At 73.8% G+C, this 13,987-nt stretch carries 17 protein-coding genes; 9 read left to right on the forward strand and 8 right to left on the reverse strand.

Annotated elements, in window-relative coordinates; translation table 11 throughout:
* The 4 genes from cobA to ACYVJ4_RS17225 all read left to right on the forward strand — a co-directional run.
* Positions 1 to 774 (forward strand): uroporphyrinogen-III C-methyltransferase (gene cobA / locus ACYVJ4_RS17210; RefSeq protein ID WP_460461315.1); only part of this gene is annotated, 774 nt, incomplete at its 5' end.
* Positions 775 to 784: 10 nt separating this feature from the next.
* Complete coding sequence (locus ACYVJ4_RS17215; protein ID WP_460461316.1) at positions 785 to 1,312, forward strand: DUF1697 domain-containing protein; 528 nt, start codon at positions 785 to 787, stop codon at positions 1,310 to 1,312.
* Between the two features lie 26 nt (positions 1,313 to 1,338).
* The gene (locus ACYVJ4_RS17220; RefSeq protein ID WP_460461317.1) at positions 1,339 to 1,554 is read left to right on the forward strand and encodes a hypothetical protein; all 216 of its coding nucleotides are present in this window, start codon (positions 1,339 to 1,341) and stop codon (positions 1,552 to 1,554) included.
* Between the two features lie 4 nt (positions 1,555 to 1,558).
* Positions 1,559 to 1,990 carry a DUF6584 family protein gene (locus tag ACYVJ4_RS17225; protein WP_460461318.1) on the forward strand — a complete coding sequence of 144 codons (432 nt, stop codon included), beginning with the start codon at positions 1,559 to 1,561 and terminating at the stop codon, positions 1,988 to 1,990.
* Between the two features lie 11 nt (positions 1,991 to 2,001).
* Here ACYVJ4_RS17225 and ACYVJ4_RS17230 read toward each other — a convergent pair whose 3' ends face one another.
* Positions 2,002 to 2,931, reverse strand: a complete 930-nt coding sequence (locus tag ACYVJ4_RS17230) for an aminoglycoside phosphotransferase family protein (protein WP_460461319.1) — start codon at positions 2,929 to 2,931, stop codon at positions 2,002 to 2,004.
* A 41-nt stretch (positions 2,932 to 2,972) separates the two neighbouring features.
* On the opposite strand from ACYVJ4_RS17230, the gene ACYVJ4_RS17235 reads away from it, so the two are divergent.
* The gene (locus ACYVJ4_RS17235) at positions 2,973 to 3,536 is read left to right on the forward strand and encodes an MBL fold metallo-hydrolase (RefSeq protein ID WP_460461320.1); all 564 of its coding nucleotides are present in this window, start codon (positions 2,973 to 2,975) and stop codon (positions 3,534 to 3,536) included.
* A 4-nt stretch (positions 3,537 to 3,540) separates the two neighbouring features.
* Positions 3,541 to 3,912 (forward strand): DUF3253 domain-containing protein, encoded by a 372-nt coding sequence (locus ACYVJ4_RS17240; protein WP_460461321.1) that lies wholly within the window; start codon positions 3,541 to 3,543, stop codon positions 3,910 to 3,912.
* Positions 3,913 to 3,928: 16 nt separating this feature from the next.
* Here ACYVJ4_RS17240 and ACYVJ4_RS17245 read toward each other — a convergent pair whose 3' ends face one another.
* The 6 genes from ACYVJ4_RS17245 to ACYVJ4_RS17270 are packed head-to-tail and all read right to left on the reverse strand — an operon-like array spanning position 3,929 to position 10,445.
* Positions 3,929 to 4,465, reverse strand: coding sequence for a VanZ family protein (locus ACYVJ4_RS17245; RefSeq protein ID WP_460461322.1), 537 nt, complete (start codon positions 4,463 to 4,465; stop codon positions 3,929 to 3,931).
* Positions 4,465 to 6,969: an aminopeptidase N gene (gene pepN / locus ACYVJ4_RS17250; protein WP_460461323.1), complete on the reverse strand. Its 2,505-nt coding sequence runs from the start codon at positions 6,967 to 6,969 to the stop codon at positions 4,465 to 4,467. Before pepN ends, ACYVJ4_RS17245 begins: the two co-directional genes overlap by 1 nt.
* Position 6,970: 1 nt before the next feature.
* Positions 6,971 to 7,981 carry an aldo/keto reductase family protein gene (locus ACYVJ4_RS17255; protein WP_460461324.1) on the reverse strand — a complete coding sequence of 337 codons (1,011 nt, stop codon included), beginning with the start codon at positions 7,979 to 7,981 and terminating at the stop codon, positions 6,971 to 6,973.
* Between the two features lie 23 nt (positions 7,982 to 8,004).
* Positions 8,005 to 8,796, reverse strand: a complete 792-nt coding sequence (locus ACYVJ4_RS17260) for a methyltransferase domain-containing protein (RefSeq protein WP_460461325.1) — start codon at positions 8,794 to 8,796, stop codon at positions 8,005 to 8,007.
* A gap of 4 nt (positions 8,797 to 8,800) precedes the next feature.
* Entirely contained in the window at positions 8,801 to 9,409 is a 609-nt protein-coding gene (locus tag ACYVJ4_RS17265) for a DUF3043 domain-containing protein (protein ID WP_460461326.1), read from the reverse strand.
* A 19-nt stretch (positions 9,410 to 9,428) separates the two neighbouring features.
* A complete protein-coding gene (locus ACYVJ4_RS17270) occupies positions 9,429 to 10,445 on the reverse strand; it encodes a cation diffusion facilitator family transporter (protein WP_460461327.1) in 1,017 nt (338 codons plus the stop codon).
* 34 nt (positions 10,446 to 10,479) lie between these two features.
* On the opposite strand from ACYVJ4_RS17270, the gene ACYVJ4_RS17275 reads away from it, so the two are divergent.
* Both ACYVJ4_RS17275 and ACYVJ4_RS17280 read left to right on the forward strand, forming a co-directional pair.
* Complete coding sequence (locus tag ACYVJ4_RS17275; RefSeq protein WP_460461328.1) at positions 10,480 to 11,877, forward strand: M20/M25/M40 family metallo-hydrolase; 1,398 nt, start codon at positions 10,480 to 10,482, stop codon at positions 11,875 to 11,877.
* 10 nt (positions 11,878 to 11,887) lie between these two features.
* Complete coding sequence (locus ACYVJ4_RS17280) at positions 11,888 to 12,217, forward strand: cupin domain-containing protein (protein WP_460461329.1); 330 nt, start codon at positions 11,888 to 11,890, stop codon at positions 12,215 to 12,217.
* Here ACYVJ4_RS17280 and nadA read toward each other — a convergent pair.
* Positions 12,214 to 13,410 (reverse strand): quinolinate synthase NadA, encoded by a 1,197-nt coding sequence (nadA, locus tag ACYVJ4_RS17285; RefSeq protein WP_460461330.1) that lies wholly within the window; start codon positions 13,408 to 13,410, stop codon positions 12,214 to 12,216. The two genes, ACYVJ4_RS17280 and nadA, sit on opposite strands and share 4 nt — an antisense overlap.
* A 73-nt stretch (positions 13,411 to 13,483) precedes the next feature.
* Between nadA and ACYVJ4_RS17290 the strand changes: the two genes are divergently transcribed.
* The coding region (locus tag ACYVJ4_RS17290) for a glycerate kinase (protein WP_460461331.1) at positions 13,484 to 13,987 on the forward strand (504 nt) is incomplete at its 3' end.

Genomic DNA, 13,987 nt, shown 5'->3' on the forward strand with positions numbered 1-13,987 from the left:
GTCGAGGCCGCGCTGCACGCGGGGGAGGCGCCCGCCGGCCGCGGGGCGGCGCGCGGTCGGGTGGTGCTGGTGGGCGGCGGGCCGGGTGACCCCGGCCTGATCACGCGCCGAGGGTACGACCGGCTGGCCGAGGCGGACGTCGTCCTGGTCGACCGGCTGGCACCGCTGGCCGCGCTCGACCGGTTGCGGCCGGACGTCGAGGTCGTCGACGTGGCCAAGGTGCCGCACGGTCCGTCCACCCCGCAGGACGCCATCAACGAGCTGCTGGTGCAGCACGCCCGGGCCGGCCGGACGGTGGTGCGGCTGAAGGGCGGCGACCCGTTCGTGCTCGGTCGTGGCATGGAGGAGCTGCAGGCCTGCGTGGCGGCAGGGGTCGAGGTCGAGGTCGTCCCGGGCGTCACGAGCGCGGTCGCCGTGCCGGCGCTGGTCGGCGTGCCGGTGACGCATCGTGGTGTGGCACAAGGGTTCTGCGTCGTGTCAGGTCACCTGCCGCCCGAGCACCCCGACAGCTCGGTCGACTGGTCGGGACTGGCCGTCAGCGGGCTGACGATCGTGTGCCTCATGGCGGTGCGGACGATCGGCGACATCGCGGAGGCGCTGGTACGGCACGGGTTGGCGGCGGACACCCCAGTGCTCGTCGTCCAGGACGGCGGACTGCCGGGCGAGCGGGTGCTGCGCTCGCCGCTGTCGGGAGCCGCGGCCATGATGGCCCGCGAGCAGGTGACCTCGCCGGCCGTCGTCGTCATCGGCGCGGTCGCGGGGCTGGGCGGCTGAGGAGGACGACGTGGCGGTGTGGGTGGCGTTCCTGCGCGGGATCAACGTGGGCGGGCACCGCAAGGTGCCGATGGCCCAGCTGCGCGCCGCGTGCGAGGCGGCCGGGCTGGCTGACGTCCGCACGCACATCGCGAGCGGCAACCTCGTGATGTCGTCGCCCCTGCGGTCGGCGGCGAAGGTGAAGGCGTTGCTGGAGAAGACGATCGAGGACGAGTTCGGCTTCGAGGTCGTCACCGTGGTCCGCACCGTCGCGCAGCTGCAGAAGGTCGTCGACGACGTCCCGTTCGACGACACCGACCACACCCACGTGTCGTTCCTCGTCTCGGCGCCGGAGCGGGCTGCGGTGCGTGACATGACCGACGCGGTGACCAACGACGCCGAGCTGACGGTGGTCGGCGACCACGCATACCTGCTGGCGCCCAACGGGTTGGGAAAGCCGTTCATGACCGGCGGCGCCGACCGCCGGTTCAGCAAGGTGGGCACGGTGCGCAACTGGCGCACGGTGCAGGCGGTGCTCGCCAAGGCCCAGGAGGCGTGAGCGGTCCGAGGTCGTAGGGTCGGTGCATGAGCGAGACCTGGACCTGGCGCTACGTCGACGTGGACGGCGCGGACGTCGTCCCGCCCGACGCCCCCACCGCCGGCTTCCCCACGCAGTCGGACGCCGAGAGCTGGCTGGGCGAGGAGTGGCGCGCGCTGGTCGACGCCGGCGTCGACGCCGTTCACCTGCGCGAGGGCGAGAGCGAGATCTACGGCCCCATGAGCCTGCGTCCCGCCCAGTAGCCGGGTGGAGGGACTTCTACGGGCGCGGGCCGACCTGGAGCGCGGTGCTGCCCGCAAGGCTCGAGACCGCCTCCGCGGGCTCGTGGTGACCTGCCCGCAGAGCCACGAGGTCCGGATCCTCCTGGCCGAGGCCTACCGACGGGATCGGCAGTGGCCGGAGGCCGGCAGGTGGGGCTACCTCGTCGGGTCCGCGGCAACCGACGCCGAGCGGCGGGCGTTCGAGCAGCACTGCGCCTTCGGGTGGCGCCCTCGGATCACCGAGAGCCGTCTTCGCCACCTGCTCAAGGTGGACGATCTCGCGGCTGTCGCGGACGAGTCCGGTCGCCAGCTGCTGAGGGAGCTGCCTCGCAAGCGCGCCCCCGGACGCCGCGACGGCCCGCTCGCGGCCGCCAGCCGGCTGCTCGCCATCTGGCGGTCGAGGCGGTCCTGGACCTGACGCGCGGCCGGTCAGCGCAGGTGGACGCCGACCTCGGCGGCCACGGCCTCGACCATGGCGGTGAGGCGTGCGGTGCGCTGCGGCAGGTGACCTCGGTAGTGGGCGATCGTCAGGAGCCCGGGCCCGACGAACGCCCAGGCGCGCGCTCTGGTCCAGGTCACGTCGTCAGCACCGGAGGCCCTGCGCAGCACCTCGCGTGCTGGTGCGTCGAGCATGCTCCAGGCGTACAGCAGGTCCACCGAGCGGTCCCCGACGCCGAGACCTCCGAAGTCGATGACGCCGGCCAGCCGACCGTCCGCCTGCACGAGGAGGTTCTCGGCCGAGACGTCGGTGTGGACCCAGCACGCAGGCGTGCTCGCTGAAGGGACGTCGCGCAGCCGGGACCACGCGCGGCGCACCTGCACCGGGTCGAACAGGTCGCTCAGGTCACCCGCCGCCTCCGCGGCCCAGGAGTCGATCTCGTCGGTCACCGGCTCGCCGCAGCGGTAGCCCCAGAGGTCGGCGCCGCTGCCGAGACCGAAGGTGTCCACCGCATGCAGGCTGCGCAGGAAGTCGCCGAGCGATGCGGCGAGGGCACCCTGCTGCCGCGCGTCGAGTGCGTCCGGCATCTCGCCGGGCACCCAGCTGACCACGGTCCAGGGACGCGCGAAGGTCGCGGACGCGTGGCCGGCGAACTCGATCTCGGGGACCGGTGCCGTCAGCGAAGGACCGACCCGGGGGAGCCACTCGGTCTCGTTCTGGAGGTCGGTCACGTAGTCGTCGGACCGAGGGAGGCGGACGGCGTACCCCTCGCCCAGCCGGAACACGGCGTTGCTGCTGCCCGACGCGTCGCTCGGACGCAGCTGCAGGTCGGCCAGGTGCGGGGCTTGCTCCCGCAGGAGCCGCGCGACGAGGGCGGTGTCGATGGCGGGGCGGTCCGTCCCGGGCGGCAACTGGTTCACCGTCTGCAGGGTAGGTGCAGCGCCGGTGCCACGATGGCCCCATGACCGCCGAGCTGCACGTCCTGTCCGCTGGCTACGCCCACGACCGGGTGGCCAGCACCGTCGTCCTGGTCCGCGACGAGGGGCACGCGGTCGTCGTGGACCCCGGGATGGTGTCGAACCGCCGCGACATCCTCGACCCCCTGACCGAGCTCGGCCTGAGTACCACGGACGTCGGTGACGTGGTCTTCAGCCACCACCACCCGGACCACACGCTGAACGCCGCGCTGTTCGAGCGCGCGCGGTTCCACGACCACTGGGCGATCTACCAGGACGACACGTGGACCGACCGGCCCGCGGACGGCTTCCAGGTCTCGCCGTCGGTGCGGCTGATGGCCACCCCCGGGCACACCGCCCAGGACGTCACCACCCTGGTCGAGACCGAGCAGGGCCTCGTCGTGTGCACCCATCTGTGGTGGTCGTTCCACGGCCCGGCGGTGGATCCGCTGGCCGAGGACGAGGCCGCCCTGGAACGCTCGCGCGCCGCGGTGCTCGAGCTCGGACCAGTCCTGGTCGTGCCCGGTCATGGCGAGCCCTTCCGACCCGACGCCCTCGGAGCAGGCTGACGACGTGGCGACCCCGGAAGCCAAGACCTGCGCGTCCTGCGGGCGGCGCGTCGAGTGGCGCAAGAAGTGGGCCCGCGACTGGGAGTCCGTCCGCTACTGCTCCACCGCGTGCCGCCGCCAGGGCGTCGACGACACCGATCGCCGGCTCGAGGCCACGATCGTCGACCTCCTCGACCAGCGCGGCGCCGGGAAGACGATCTGCCCGTCCGACGCCGCCCGAGCGGTCGGGTCGGAGGACACCTGGCGCGACCTGATGGAGCCCGCCCGCCGCGCCGCACGACGGCTGGTGGCGAGCGGCGACGTGGAGGTGACGCAGGGCGGCCGCGTCGTCGACCCCTCGACCGCCAAGGGGCCGCTGCGCATCCGCCGGGCCTGACGACGGAGCAGCGGCCTCAGCCCCAGCGGAACCGGTTGATCACCGCGTCGAGGGCGGGCGGCCGGGACAGCACGGCGAGCAGCCCGACACCGAGCGCAGCGCCGGCGACGTCGAAGACGAGGTCGTTCACGTCGGCCACGTGGCCACCGCCGAGCACGCGGGCCGTGACCAGCTGTGCCACCTCGACGGCGAGGCTGGACAGGCCCGCCACGACCAGCACCTTCCACCACGGCGACCGGGCGAGGACAAGAGCCAGCAGGACGCCCAGGGGGAGGAAGACGACGACGTTCATCACCGCGTCGCCGCCCTCGTACCCCGCGAGGGGCACGAGGTTCAGCGCCGCGCTCCACGGGGCGTGCCGCCCGGGCTTGTCGAGGAAGACCGGGAACACGGTGTTGGCGACGACCCCGGCGGCGTAGACGCTGAGCGCCAGGGCGACCGCGGCCGATGGGGCGGCGAGGCGGTCCCGGCGTTGCAATGACCAGAGCAGGACGACGAAGAGCACGCCGGCGGCCGGCACCACCACCGGCAGCACCGGGACCTCGCGGAACATCAGCCAGGGACGGCGATCTCGGCCGACCGCGCCCGGAGCGCTCGCTGCATCTCGTCGCGCCGCTCGGTGATCGCGCGTCGCGCCGGTCCCGGCAGGTCGCCGTCCGCCAGCAGCTGCTCGGCCATGGCGACCGTCGCCTCGTCGACCTGCGTCGTCGGGAAGAGCAGCCGCCCGAACAGCTGCACCATCTCGGCCGACTGCCGCCGCGCGACCCCGGGGAAGTCCTCGGCGAACCGCTGCACGTAGGGCGCGAGCAGCTCGGCCTGGTCGCCGGACCAGAAGCCGGCCGCCACGGCCTCGAGCTCGTGGTTGCTCAGCCGGCCCTCGACCGCCGACGTCCAGGCCCATTCCTTCTCGGCGGCCACGGGCATCGCGGCCCGAGCGGTCAGCGCGCTGGTGGCGCCGGCCGTCGAGCGGTCCTGGTCGCGCTCGGCGGCCAGCTGCGCGGCGTCGAGCTCGCCCAGCTCGGCCTGCCGGTGCACCAGGCGCCAGCGCAGGTCGGCGTCCAGGGTCAGCCCGGGCGGCAGGTCGCGCTGCTCGAGCCAGCTCACCAGCCGGTCGGCGTCCGCGGTGACGCGCACGAAGGTGCGCGCGAGCGCGAGCTGGCGGTCGCTGCCGGCCTCGGCCTCGCGCACCTCGCCGTCGAGCCAGCCGGCCAGCGTGGCCAGCAGCTCGTTGCGGCGCTCGGGGATCGTCCACCCGTCGGCCGCGACGACGGTGTCGCGCAGCACCTTCGCGGTGACGGCCTCGGGGTCGGCGGGCGAGGCGGCGCTGACCACCAGGTCGACGAGCCCGGACGGCGCGAAGCGGCCCAGGCTCACCATGTCGACCACCGCGAACCAGACCAGGGCGCGGGCGAGCGCGTCGTCCAGCCCGTGCAGGTGCGTGCGCACCGTCGCCAGCGAGTCGTCGTCCAGGTCGAGCAGCGCGAACGTGAGGTCGCCGTCGTTGGCGACCACCAGGTCGGCGGCCGGACGACCGACGAGCGCCGACACCTCGACCTGGTCCTCGGCCGGCAGGTCGACCGGCACGGACTCGCGCAGGCGCAGCGCGTCGCCGTCCAGGTCGTAGAGACCGACGCGGACCGAGTGCGGTCGGGGGCCGCCGGGGGTGGTCTGCTCGAGCGTCACGCGGTCGTACGCGCCGTCGGCGTCGACGCTGGTCCGCACGGCGAGGGTGCTGACGCCGCTGGTGCGCAGCCACTGGTCGGCCCAACCCTGCACGTCGCGGCCGCTGCTCTCGGTCAGCGCGCGGACGAGGTCGGCCAGAGACGCGTTGCCGTAGGCGTGGTCGGTGAAGTGCTGGCGCAGGGCGGTGACGAAGGCGTCCTCGCCGACCCACTCGACCAGCTGGCGCAGCGCTGAGGCGCCCTTGGCGTACGAGATGCCGTCGAAGTTCAGCAGGGCCGCCGCCGTGTCGGGTGCCTCGCCGGCGACCGGGTGCGTCGTCGAGAGCTGGTCGGCGCGATAGCCCCACGTCTTGCGCTTGGCCAGGAACGTCGTCCAGGCACCGGTGTGCACGGTCGCGGCGGCCGAGCTGCGGTAGGCCATGTACTCGGCGAACGACTCGTTGAGCCACAGGTCGTCCCACCAGCGCATCGTCACGAGGTCGCCGAACCACATGTGCGCCATCTCGTGCAGCTGGGTGTTGGCGACCTCCTCGCGGTCGTCGTCCGTCACCGTGCCGCGCTGCAGGTAGTACTCGTCGCGGAAGGTCACCAGGCCCGGGTTCTCCATCGCGCCGGCGTTGAACTCGGGCACGAACACCTGGTCGTACTTGCCGAACGGGTACCGGACGGCGAACAGCTCGTGGAAGTAGTCGAAGCCCAGCCGGGTGGTCTCGAGCAGCCGAGCGGTGTCGAGATGCGGCGCCCAGGACTGCCGCGACCAGACGCCGATCTCGATGCCGTCGTGCTCCTCGCGCACGCCGTGGTACGGGCCCGCGACGATCGCGAACAGGTACGTCGAGAGCCGGGCGGTGGTGTCGAACGACCAGCGGCCGCCGTCGCCCTGCGTACCGGCCGAGTTGGCCAGCACGGTCCAGCTCGGGGGAGCCGTGACCGTCAGCGTGAACGTCGCCTTGAGGTCGGGCTGGTCGAAGCAGGCGAACATCCGCGGCGCGTCGTCCAGGAAGGCCTGGCTGTAGAGGTAGACCAGCCCGTCCTCGGGGTCGGTGTAGCGGTGCAGGCCTTCTCCGGTGCGGGAGTAGGCGTACCGCGCCGTCAGCACCAGCTCGTTGTGGTCGGCGAGACCGGTCAGCGGCAACCGGCCGTCGGCCCAGCCGGAGGTGTCGACGTCGGAGCCGTTGAGCCGCGCCGAGAGCACCTCCTCGGCCTTGAGCTCGACCCAGGTGTCGTCGGACGACGACGCGGTGAACCGCACGGTGACCGTCGACGTGAACGTGGGGTCGGTCTCGGCACCGGAGAGGTCGAGGTCGACGACGTAGGACTCGACGTCCAGCAGGGCGCGCCGGGCGACGGCCTCGGCCTGGGGCAGCGCTGGCACGTCAGCTCGGTCGCTTCTGCGGCGCGTTCTCGGCAGTGCGCGCCGGGTCGGTCTCGACGATCGAGCCGAGGACGTCGTCGATGCGCGTCATCGCCTCGGCCGGGATCGTGACGCCGGCGGCCTTGACGTTGTCGTGCACCTGCTCGGGGCGCGAGGCGCCGACCAGCGCGGTGGCCACGTTGTCGTTCTGCAGCACCCACGCGATCGCGAGCTGGGCCATGCTCAGGCCGAGCTCGTCGGCCACCGGCTTCAGCCCCTGCACCCGGGTGAGCACCTCGTCGTCCATGAAGCGCTTGATCATGTCGGCGCCGCCCTGGGTGTCGGTGGCGCGCGAGCCGTCGGGCGGCGGCTGGCCGGGCTGGTACTTGCCGGTCAGCACGCCCTGCGCGATGGGCGACCAGACGACCTGGCTCACGCCGAGCTCGCGGCAGGTCGGCACGACCTCGTCCTCGATGACGCGCCACAGCATCGAGTACTGCGGCTGGCTGCTGACGAGCTGCACGCCGAGGTCCTTGGCGAGCGCGTGGCCGGCCCGGATCTGCTCGGCGGTCCACTCGCTGACGCCGATGTAGAGCGCCTTGCCCTGCCGGACGACGTCCGCGAACGCCTGCATCGTCTCCTCGAGCGGCGTCTCGGTGTCGTAGCGGTGCGCCTGGTACAGGTCGACGTAGTCGGTCTGCAGGCGGGACAGCGAGCCGTTGATCGACTCCAGGATGTGCTTGCGCGACAGCCCCGAGTCGTTGTGCCCGCCCGGACCCGTCGGCCAGTAGACCTTGGTGAAGATCTCGAGGCCCTCGCGGCGCTGGCCCTTCAGCGCCTCGCCCAGCACCGTCTCGGCCTTGGTGTTGGCGTAGACGTCGGCGGTGTCGAAGGTCGTGATGCCGACGTCCAGCGCGGCGTGCACGCACTGCGTCGCGACGTCGTCCTCCACCTGCGAGCCGTGGGTGAGCCAGTTGCCGTAGGTGATCTCGGAGATCTTCAGGCCGGAGTTGCCGAGGTAGCGGAAGTCCATGATCCCGACCCTACGGCCTGCCCTCAGCCCGGGGCGCGGCGGCCGACGACGTGCAGCAGGGTGCCCAGCCGGCGGTAGGGGTCGGTGCGTCCGACGGCGTCCTCGGCCGCCAGCAGCGCCTCGAGCTCGTCCTCGTCGTCCGGCACCGGCTCGTCGACCGGGACGCCGTCGGTCAGCACCCGCACGCCGTACCAGGCCTCGACGTGCATGCGGCGCCCGCTGACGTACGACGCGAGCTCCTCGAGCCGGTCGGCCCGCGCCCGCACGCCGAGCTCGTTGACGTAGTGCGGCACGGGGGAGCGGGCCTCGTCGAGCAGGTCGAGCACGTCGGCCCACTGGCGGCGCAGCCCCGGCCGCAGCGCCATCGCGTCGGCGTTGCGCGCCAGCAGCGACAGCACCCCGCCGGGTGCGACGAGGTCGCTCAGCCCCACGACCGCCGGACCTGGTTCGGCCAGGTACATCAGCACGCCGTGGCAGAGCACGACGTCGAACGGCCCGTGCTCGGCCAGCGCCGCGAGGTCGTCGGTGCCGGCGTCGACCGTCTGCAGGCGCGAGCGGACGTCGTCGGGCTGGCCCGCCAGCGTCGCGTCGAGAGCCGCGCGCATGTCGGCGTCGGGCTCGGCCGCGACCACCGAGAACCCTTGTCGCGCACAGCGGATCGCCTGCGTGCCCTGGCCGGCGCCGACGTCCAGCACCGTGCCGGACGACGGCAGGTGCGTCGCGAGCTGGCGGGTCACCAGCTCTTGGCGGACGACGTTGCGGAGCAACCCCTGGCGCGCCAACCACGGCTCGCGACCACCGGCGAAGCCGGTCACCGCGCTAGACCGGGAACTCGCCGCGCTTGACGACGGCGCGCGGCACCCGGGTGCGGCGCATCTGGAAGGCCCGCATGACCGAGTACCAGGTCAGGCCCTTGGTGTCGAGGTCGTCGCCGAACTTGGCGCGCGCTGCCTTCTTCAGCCGCAACGACATCCAGATCGCGTCGACCGCCGACATGACCACCAGCACGTACGTCACGGCGAGGACGCCGCCGTACACGGCCGGGTTCGACTGCTTCAGCGCGCTGCTCGCGAACGACAGCAGCAGGACGACGACCATCACCGGCAGCAGCAGCTCGCCGAGGTTCCAGCGGGCGTCGACGAAGTCGCGGGCGAACCGGCGCACCGGTCCTCGGTCGCGCGGGCCGAGGAAGCGCTCGTCGCCGGCCATCATCCGCTCACGGGCCTGGATCCGCTCCATCCGCGCGGCGTCGCGCGCGGCCTTGGTCGGCTTGCCGCCCTTGCCCGTCGCGGCACGGGCCGTCGGCACGAGCGGCTGCTTGCGCGCCGCCTGCACGTCGCGCCGCTTGGGCGTGGGGCGGTTCTTCCCCGGGCCGTCGGGGGTCTGCGAGGCTGGGGCCTCGTCGGTCTTGCTGCGTCGTCCGAGCACCCGACCAGGCTACCTGGGCTCAGACGGGCGGCCGGCCCGTGCTCTCCAGCGCCGCGGCCACGCGCTCGCCGTAGCGGTCGCGCACCTCCGAGCGCAGCTGCTCGTCGTGCCGCGGCACCGGCTCCAGGAACACCTCGACGACGTCCGGGAAGCGCTCGCGCAGGCCGCGGTCCATGGCCAGGGCCGCGGCCTCGAGCTCGCCGGCCACCAGGTCGTCGACGAAGTCGAGCCGGGCGCACACCAGCACCTGGTCGGTGCCGATCCGGTCGGTGAGCAGGTCGACGAGCGCGTCGACCTCCGGGCGGTCGGCCAGCCAGGCACCGATCGCCCGCACCAGCCGGGGGTCGGCCTGGCTGCCCACGAGCAGGTCGCGGTTGGTGCGCGCGAGCACGAAGGCCACCGTCGCGAGCAGCGCGGCGATGAGCAGGGAGGCGACGGCGTCCGGCACCGGCGACCCGGTCCAGTGGTGGCCGAGCACGCCGGCTGCGGCGAGCAGCAGGCCGACGAGCGCGGCGGAGTCCTCGTAGAAGACGGTCTTGACCGTGGGGTCGTCGGTCGAGCGCAGCCACTCGGCCACGCGCTGGTCGTGGTCGCGGGCCTCGTCCCGGATCTGCTGCGTCGCCCGCACCCAGCTCGCGCCCTCGAGCACGAACCCGATGCCGAGCACCACCAGCGTCAGGGTCAGGCCGGTGGTCTCGCCGGCCTGGCCCAGCAGCGCCCGCACGCCCTCGAGCGCGGCGAAGACGGCGCCCGACACGAAGATCGACACCGCCGCGACGAACGACCAGAAGAACCGCTCGGGCCCGTAGCCGAAGGGCCGGTGGCGGTCGGCCGGACGACGGCTGCGGCGCAGCGCGACCAGCAGGATGACCTCGTTGGCGGTGTCGGCGACCGAGTGGGCCGTCTCGGCCGCCATGGCCGCGGACCCCGAGACGACGGCGGCCACGCCCTTGGCGACCGCGATCCCGGCGTTCGCCACGAGCGCCACCAGCACGGTGAGAGTGCTGCCGGAGCCCTCGCCGTCGTCCTGCGTCACGGCGGGCACGCTACGCCCGGATACCCTGGCCCGCATGACGTCCAGCACCGCCCCGACCGGCTCGCCGCAGGGCGCCGACCTGACCGCCGAGCGCCTGCAGCAGCTGCGCGACGCGGTGGCCCGCGACCTGCCGGGCGTGCGGCGCGACCTCGAGGCGCTGGTGCGGATCCCCAGCGTCTCCGAGCCCGCGTTCGACCAGACGCCGGTCGAGGCGAGCGCCCAGGCCGTGGCCGAGCTGCTGCGCGCCGCGGGGATGCAGGACGTCGAGGTGCTGCGCGAGGGCGGGGCGCCCGCCGTCGTCGGGCACCTGCCCGGGCCCGAGGGCGCGCCGTCGGTGCTGCTGTACGCGCACCACGACGTGCAGCCGCCCGGCGAGGACGACGACTGGGACACCGCGCCGTTCGAGCCCACCGAGCGCGACGGCCGGCTCTACGGTCGCGGCGCCGCCGACGACAAGGCCGGCGTCATGGCGCACCTCGCGGCGATCCGCGCCCACGACGGTCGGCCACCGGTGAGCCTGACGATCTTCGTCGAGGGCGAGGAGGAGTCGGGGTCGCCCTCGCTGGGCCGCATCCTGCAGGCGCACCGCGACAAGCTCGCGGCCGACGTCCTGGTGCTCGCCGACTCGACCAACTGGAAGATCGGCGTCCCGGCGCTCACCACCAGCCTGCGCGGGTTGGTCGAGGCCTACGTCGACGTCCGCACGCTCGACCACGCGGTGCACAGCGGCATGTACGGCGGCGCGGCCGTCGACGCCGTAACCGCGATGGTGCGGCTGCTCGCGTCGCTGCACGACGAGCGCGGCACCGTGGCCGTGCAGGGGCTCGTGAGCGGCGAGGCCGCCGACCTCGACCTCACCGAGGAGCAGCTGCGGGCCGATGCCGGCGTGCTCGAGGGCGTCGAGCTGATCGGCGAGGGCTCGCTGACGTCGCGGCTGTGGACCAAGCCCGCGCTGACCGTCGTCGGCATCGACGCGACGTCCACCGCCAAGGCGTCGAACACCCTGGCCGCGCGCTGCCGGGCCAAGATCTCGATGCGCGTCGCGCCCGGGCAGGACGCCGACGAGGCCTTCGAGATCCTCGCGGCCCACCTGCGCGACCACGCGCCGTGGGGCGTGCAGGTCGACGTGACCGTGCGCGAGACCGGCCAGCCGTTCGCCGCCAAGGTCGACGGCCCGGCGTACGACGCGGCGCGGTCGGCCTTCGCCGACGCCTGGGGCGTCGAGCCGGTCGACATGGGCATCGGCGGGTCGATCCCGTTCATCGCCGACTTCGCCGCGATCTACCCGGACGCCGCGATCCTCGTCACCGGCGTCGAGGACCCCGACACCCGCGCCCACGGCGCCAACGAGAGCCTGCACCTGGGGGAGTTCGAGCGGGTCTGCGTGGCCGAGGCCGTGCTGCTCGAGCGCCTCGCGGCGCTGCGCTCCTGAGGCGGGCGGCATGAGCGAGCGGCTGCTGGCCGTCGACGTCCACGCGCTCGACCTGGCCCCGGACGGCGCCGCCGAGCCCGGCGAGCCCGCCACCGCCACGCGGTCGCTGGCCGCGCTGGGCGCGGTCGACGTCGGCCTCTGGTCGATCGACGCCGGGGTGGCCCACGACACCGAGTGCGACGAGGTCTTCGTGGTGCTCTCGGGCCGGGCGACCGTCACGGTCGAGGACGGCGAGGTGCTCGAGGTCGGCCCCGGCTCGGCCGTCCGGCTGCTGGCAGGCGACCGCACCACCTGGCAGGTCCACGAGCCCCTGCGCAAGGTCTACGTCGCGCTCGGCTAGTCCTTCGAGGTGATGCCGGGCAGGGCGAGCATCTGGTCGAGCGCCACCCGGGCCCAGTGCGCGACGTCCGGGTCGACCTGGATCCGGTTGACGACCCGCCCGGCCACGAGCGACTCCAGCGACCAGACCAGGTGCGGCAGGTCGATGCGGTTCATGGTCGAGCAGAAGCACACGGTCTTGTCGAGGAACACGACCTGCTTGTCGGCGTGCTCGCGGGCCAGCCGGCGCACCAGGTTGAGCTCGGTGCCGAGCGCCCACGACGAGCCCGCGGGTGCCGCCTCGAGGGTCTGGATGATCTTCTCGGTCGAGCCGACGTGGTCGGCCGCGCGCACGACCTCGTGCCGGCACTCGGGGTGCACCAGCACCTGGACGTCGGGGATGCGCGAGCGCACGTCCTGCACCGAGTCCAGGCTGAACCGCCCGTGCACCGAGCAGTGCCCGCGCCACAGGATCATCCGCGCCCGCTCGAGCTGCTCGCGGGTCAGGCCGCCGTTCGGCTTGTGCGGGTCGAACAGCACGCAGTCCTCGAGCGTCATGCCGAGCTCGAGCACGGCGGTGTTGCGCCCCAGGTGCTGGTCGGGCAGGAACAGCACCTTGCCGCGCCCCTCGGGCCGCTGGTCGAACGCCCACTCGAGCGCGGTGCGGGCATTGGACGACGTGCAGATCGTGCCGCCGTGCCGGCCGGTGAAGGCCTTGATGGCGGCCGTGGAGTTCATGTACGAGACCGGTACGACGTCGTCCGCGACGCCGGCCTCGACCAGGTCGTCCCACGCGTCCTCGACCTGGCTGATGGCCGCCATGTCGGCCATCGAGCAGCCGGCCGCGAGGTCGGGCAGCACGACCTGCTGGTGGTCGGCGGTCAGGACGTCGGCCGACTCGGCCATGAAGTGGACGCCGCAGAAGACGACGTACGGGGCCTCGGGCCGCGCCGCCGCCTGCTGCGCGAGCTTGAACGAGTCGCCCGTGACGTCGGCGTGCTCGATCACCTCGTCGCGCTGGTAGTGGTGGCCGAGCACGAACACCTGGTCGCCGAGCGCGGCCTTGGCGGCGCGGGCGCGCGCGACCAGGTCGGGGTCGGACGGCGCGGGCAGGTCGCCCGGGCACTCGACGCCGCGCTCGCTGGCGAGGTCGCGGCCGCGGCCCAGCAGGAGCAGGGCGGCCGGCGTGGCGGCAGGTTCGGCGAAAGTGCTCACGCGCTGATCGTAGGTCAGCCGCGCCGGGGTGCCGCACCGTCCGACGAGGGAGCCCGGCTGGGAGGATGACCGGGTGCGCGTGCTGATCGCCCCCGACGCCTTCGCCGGCCACCTCGGCGCCGAGCAGGCGGCCGAGGCCGTGGCCGCCGGCTGGGCCGAGCACGCGCCGGACGACGTCCTGACCCGCTGCCCGCTGTCGGACGGCGGTGCCGGCTTCGTCGACGTGGTGCTGGCGGCGCGCGGGGGAGACCTGGTGCCCGTGACGGTGGCCGGGCCGCTCGGCGAGCCGGTGCCCGCGACGCTGCTCGCCGTCACCGAGGACGACGGCACGCGCTCCGCGTACGTCGAGTCCTCGCAGGCGTGCGGCCCGCACCTGCTGGACGACGACCGGCGCGACGTCTGGCGCGCCACGAGCGTGGGGGTCGGCGAGCTGGTGCGGGCCGCGGTCGAGGACGGCGCCACCCGCGTGGTCGTCGGCGTGGGCGACAGCGCCTCGCACGACGGCGGCGCCGGGCTGCTGAGCGCGCTGGGCGTCGGCTCGGCGCAGCGGCTGGCCGGCGGGGGCGGCTTCCTCGGC

Source organism: Angustibacter peucedani (assembly GCF_054779595.1).

Bases quoted from the DNA above. Each gene is read 5' to 3' on its own strand.
- ACYVJ4_RS17220 (WP_460461317.1), top strand. From the start codon at position 1,339: ATGAGCGAGACCTGGACCTGGCGCTACGTCGACGTGGACGGCGCGGAC.
- ACYVJ4_RS17235 (WP_460461320.1), top strand. From the start codon at position 2,973: ATGACCGCCGAGCTGCACGTCCTGTCCGCTGGCTACGCCCACGACCGG.
- ACYVJ4_RS17245 (WP_460461322.1), bottom strand. From the start codon at position 4,465: ATGTTCCGCGAGGTCCCGGTGCTGCCGGTGGTGGTGCCGGCCGCCGGC.
- ACYVJ4_RS17255 (WP_460461324.1), bottom strand. From the start codon at position 7,981: ATGGACTTCCGCTACCTCGGCAACTCCGGCCTGAAGATCTCCGAGATC.
- ACYVJ4_RS17275 (WP_460461328.1), top strand. From the start codon at position 10,480: ATGACGTCCAGCACCGCCCCGACCGGCTCGCCGCAGGGCGCCGACCTG.
- ACYVJ4_RS17280 (WP_460461329.1), top strand. From the start codon at position 11,888: ATGAGCGAGCGGCTGCTGGCCGTCGACGTCCACGCGCTCGACCTGGCC.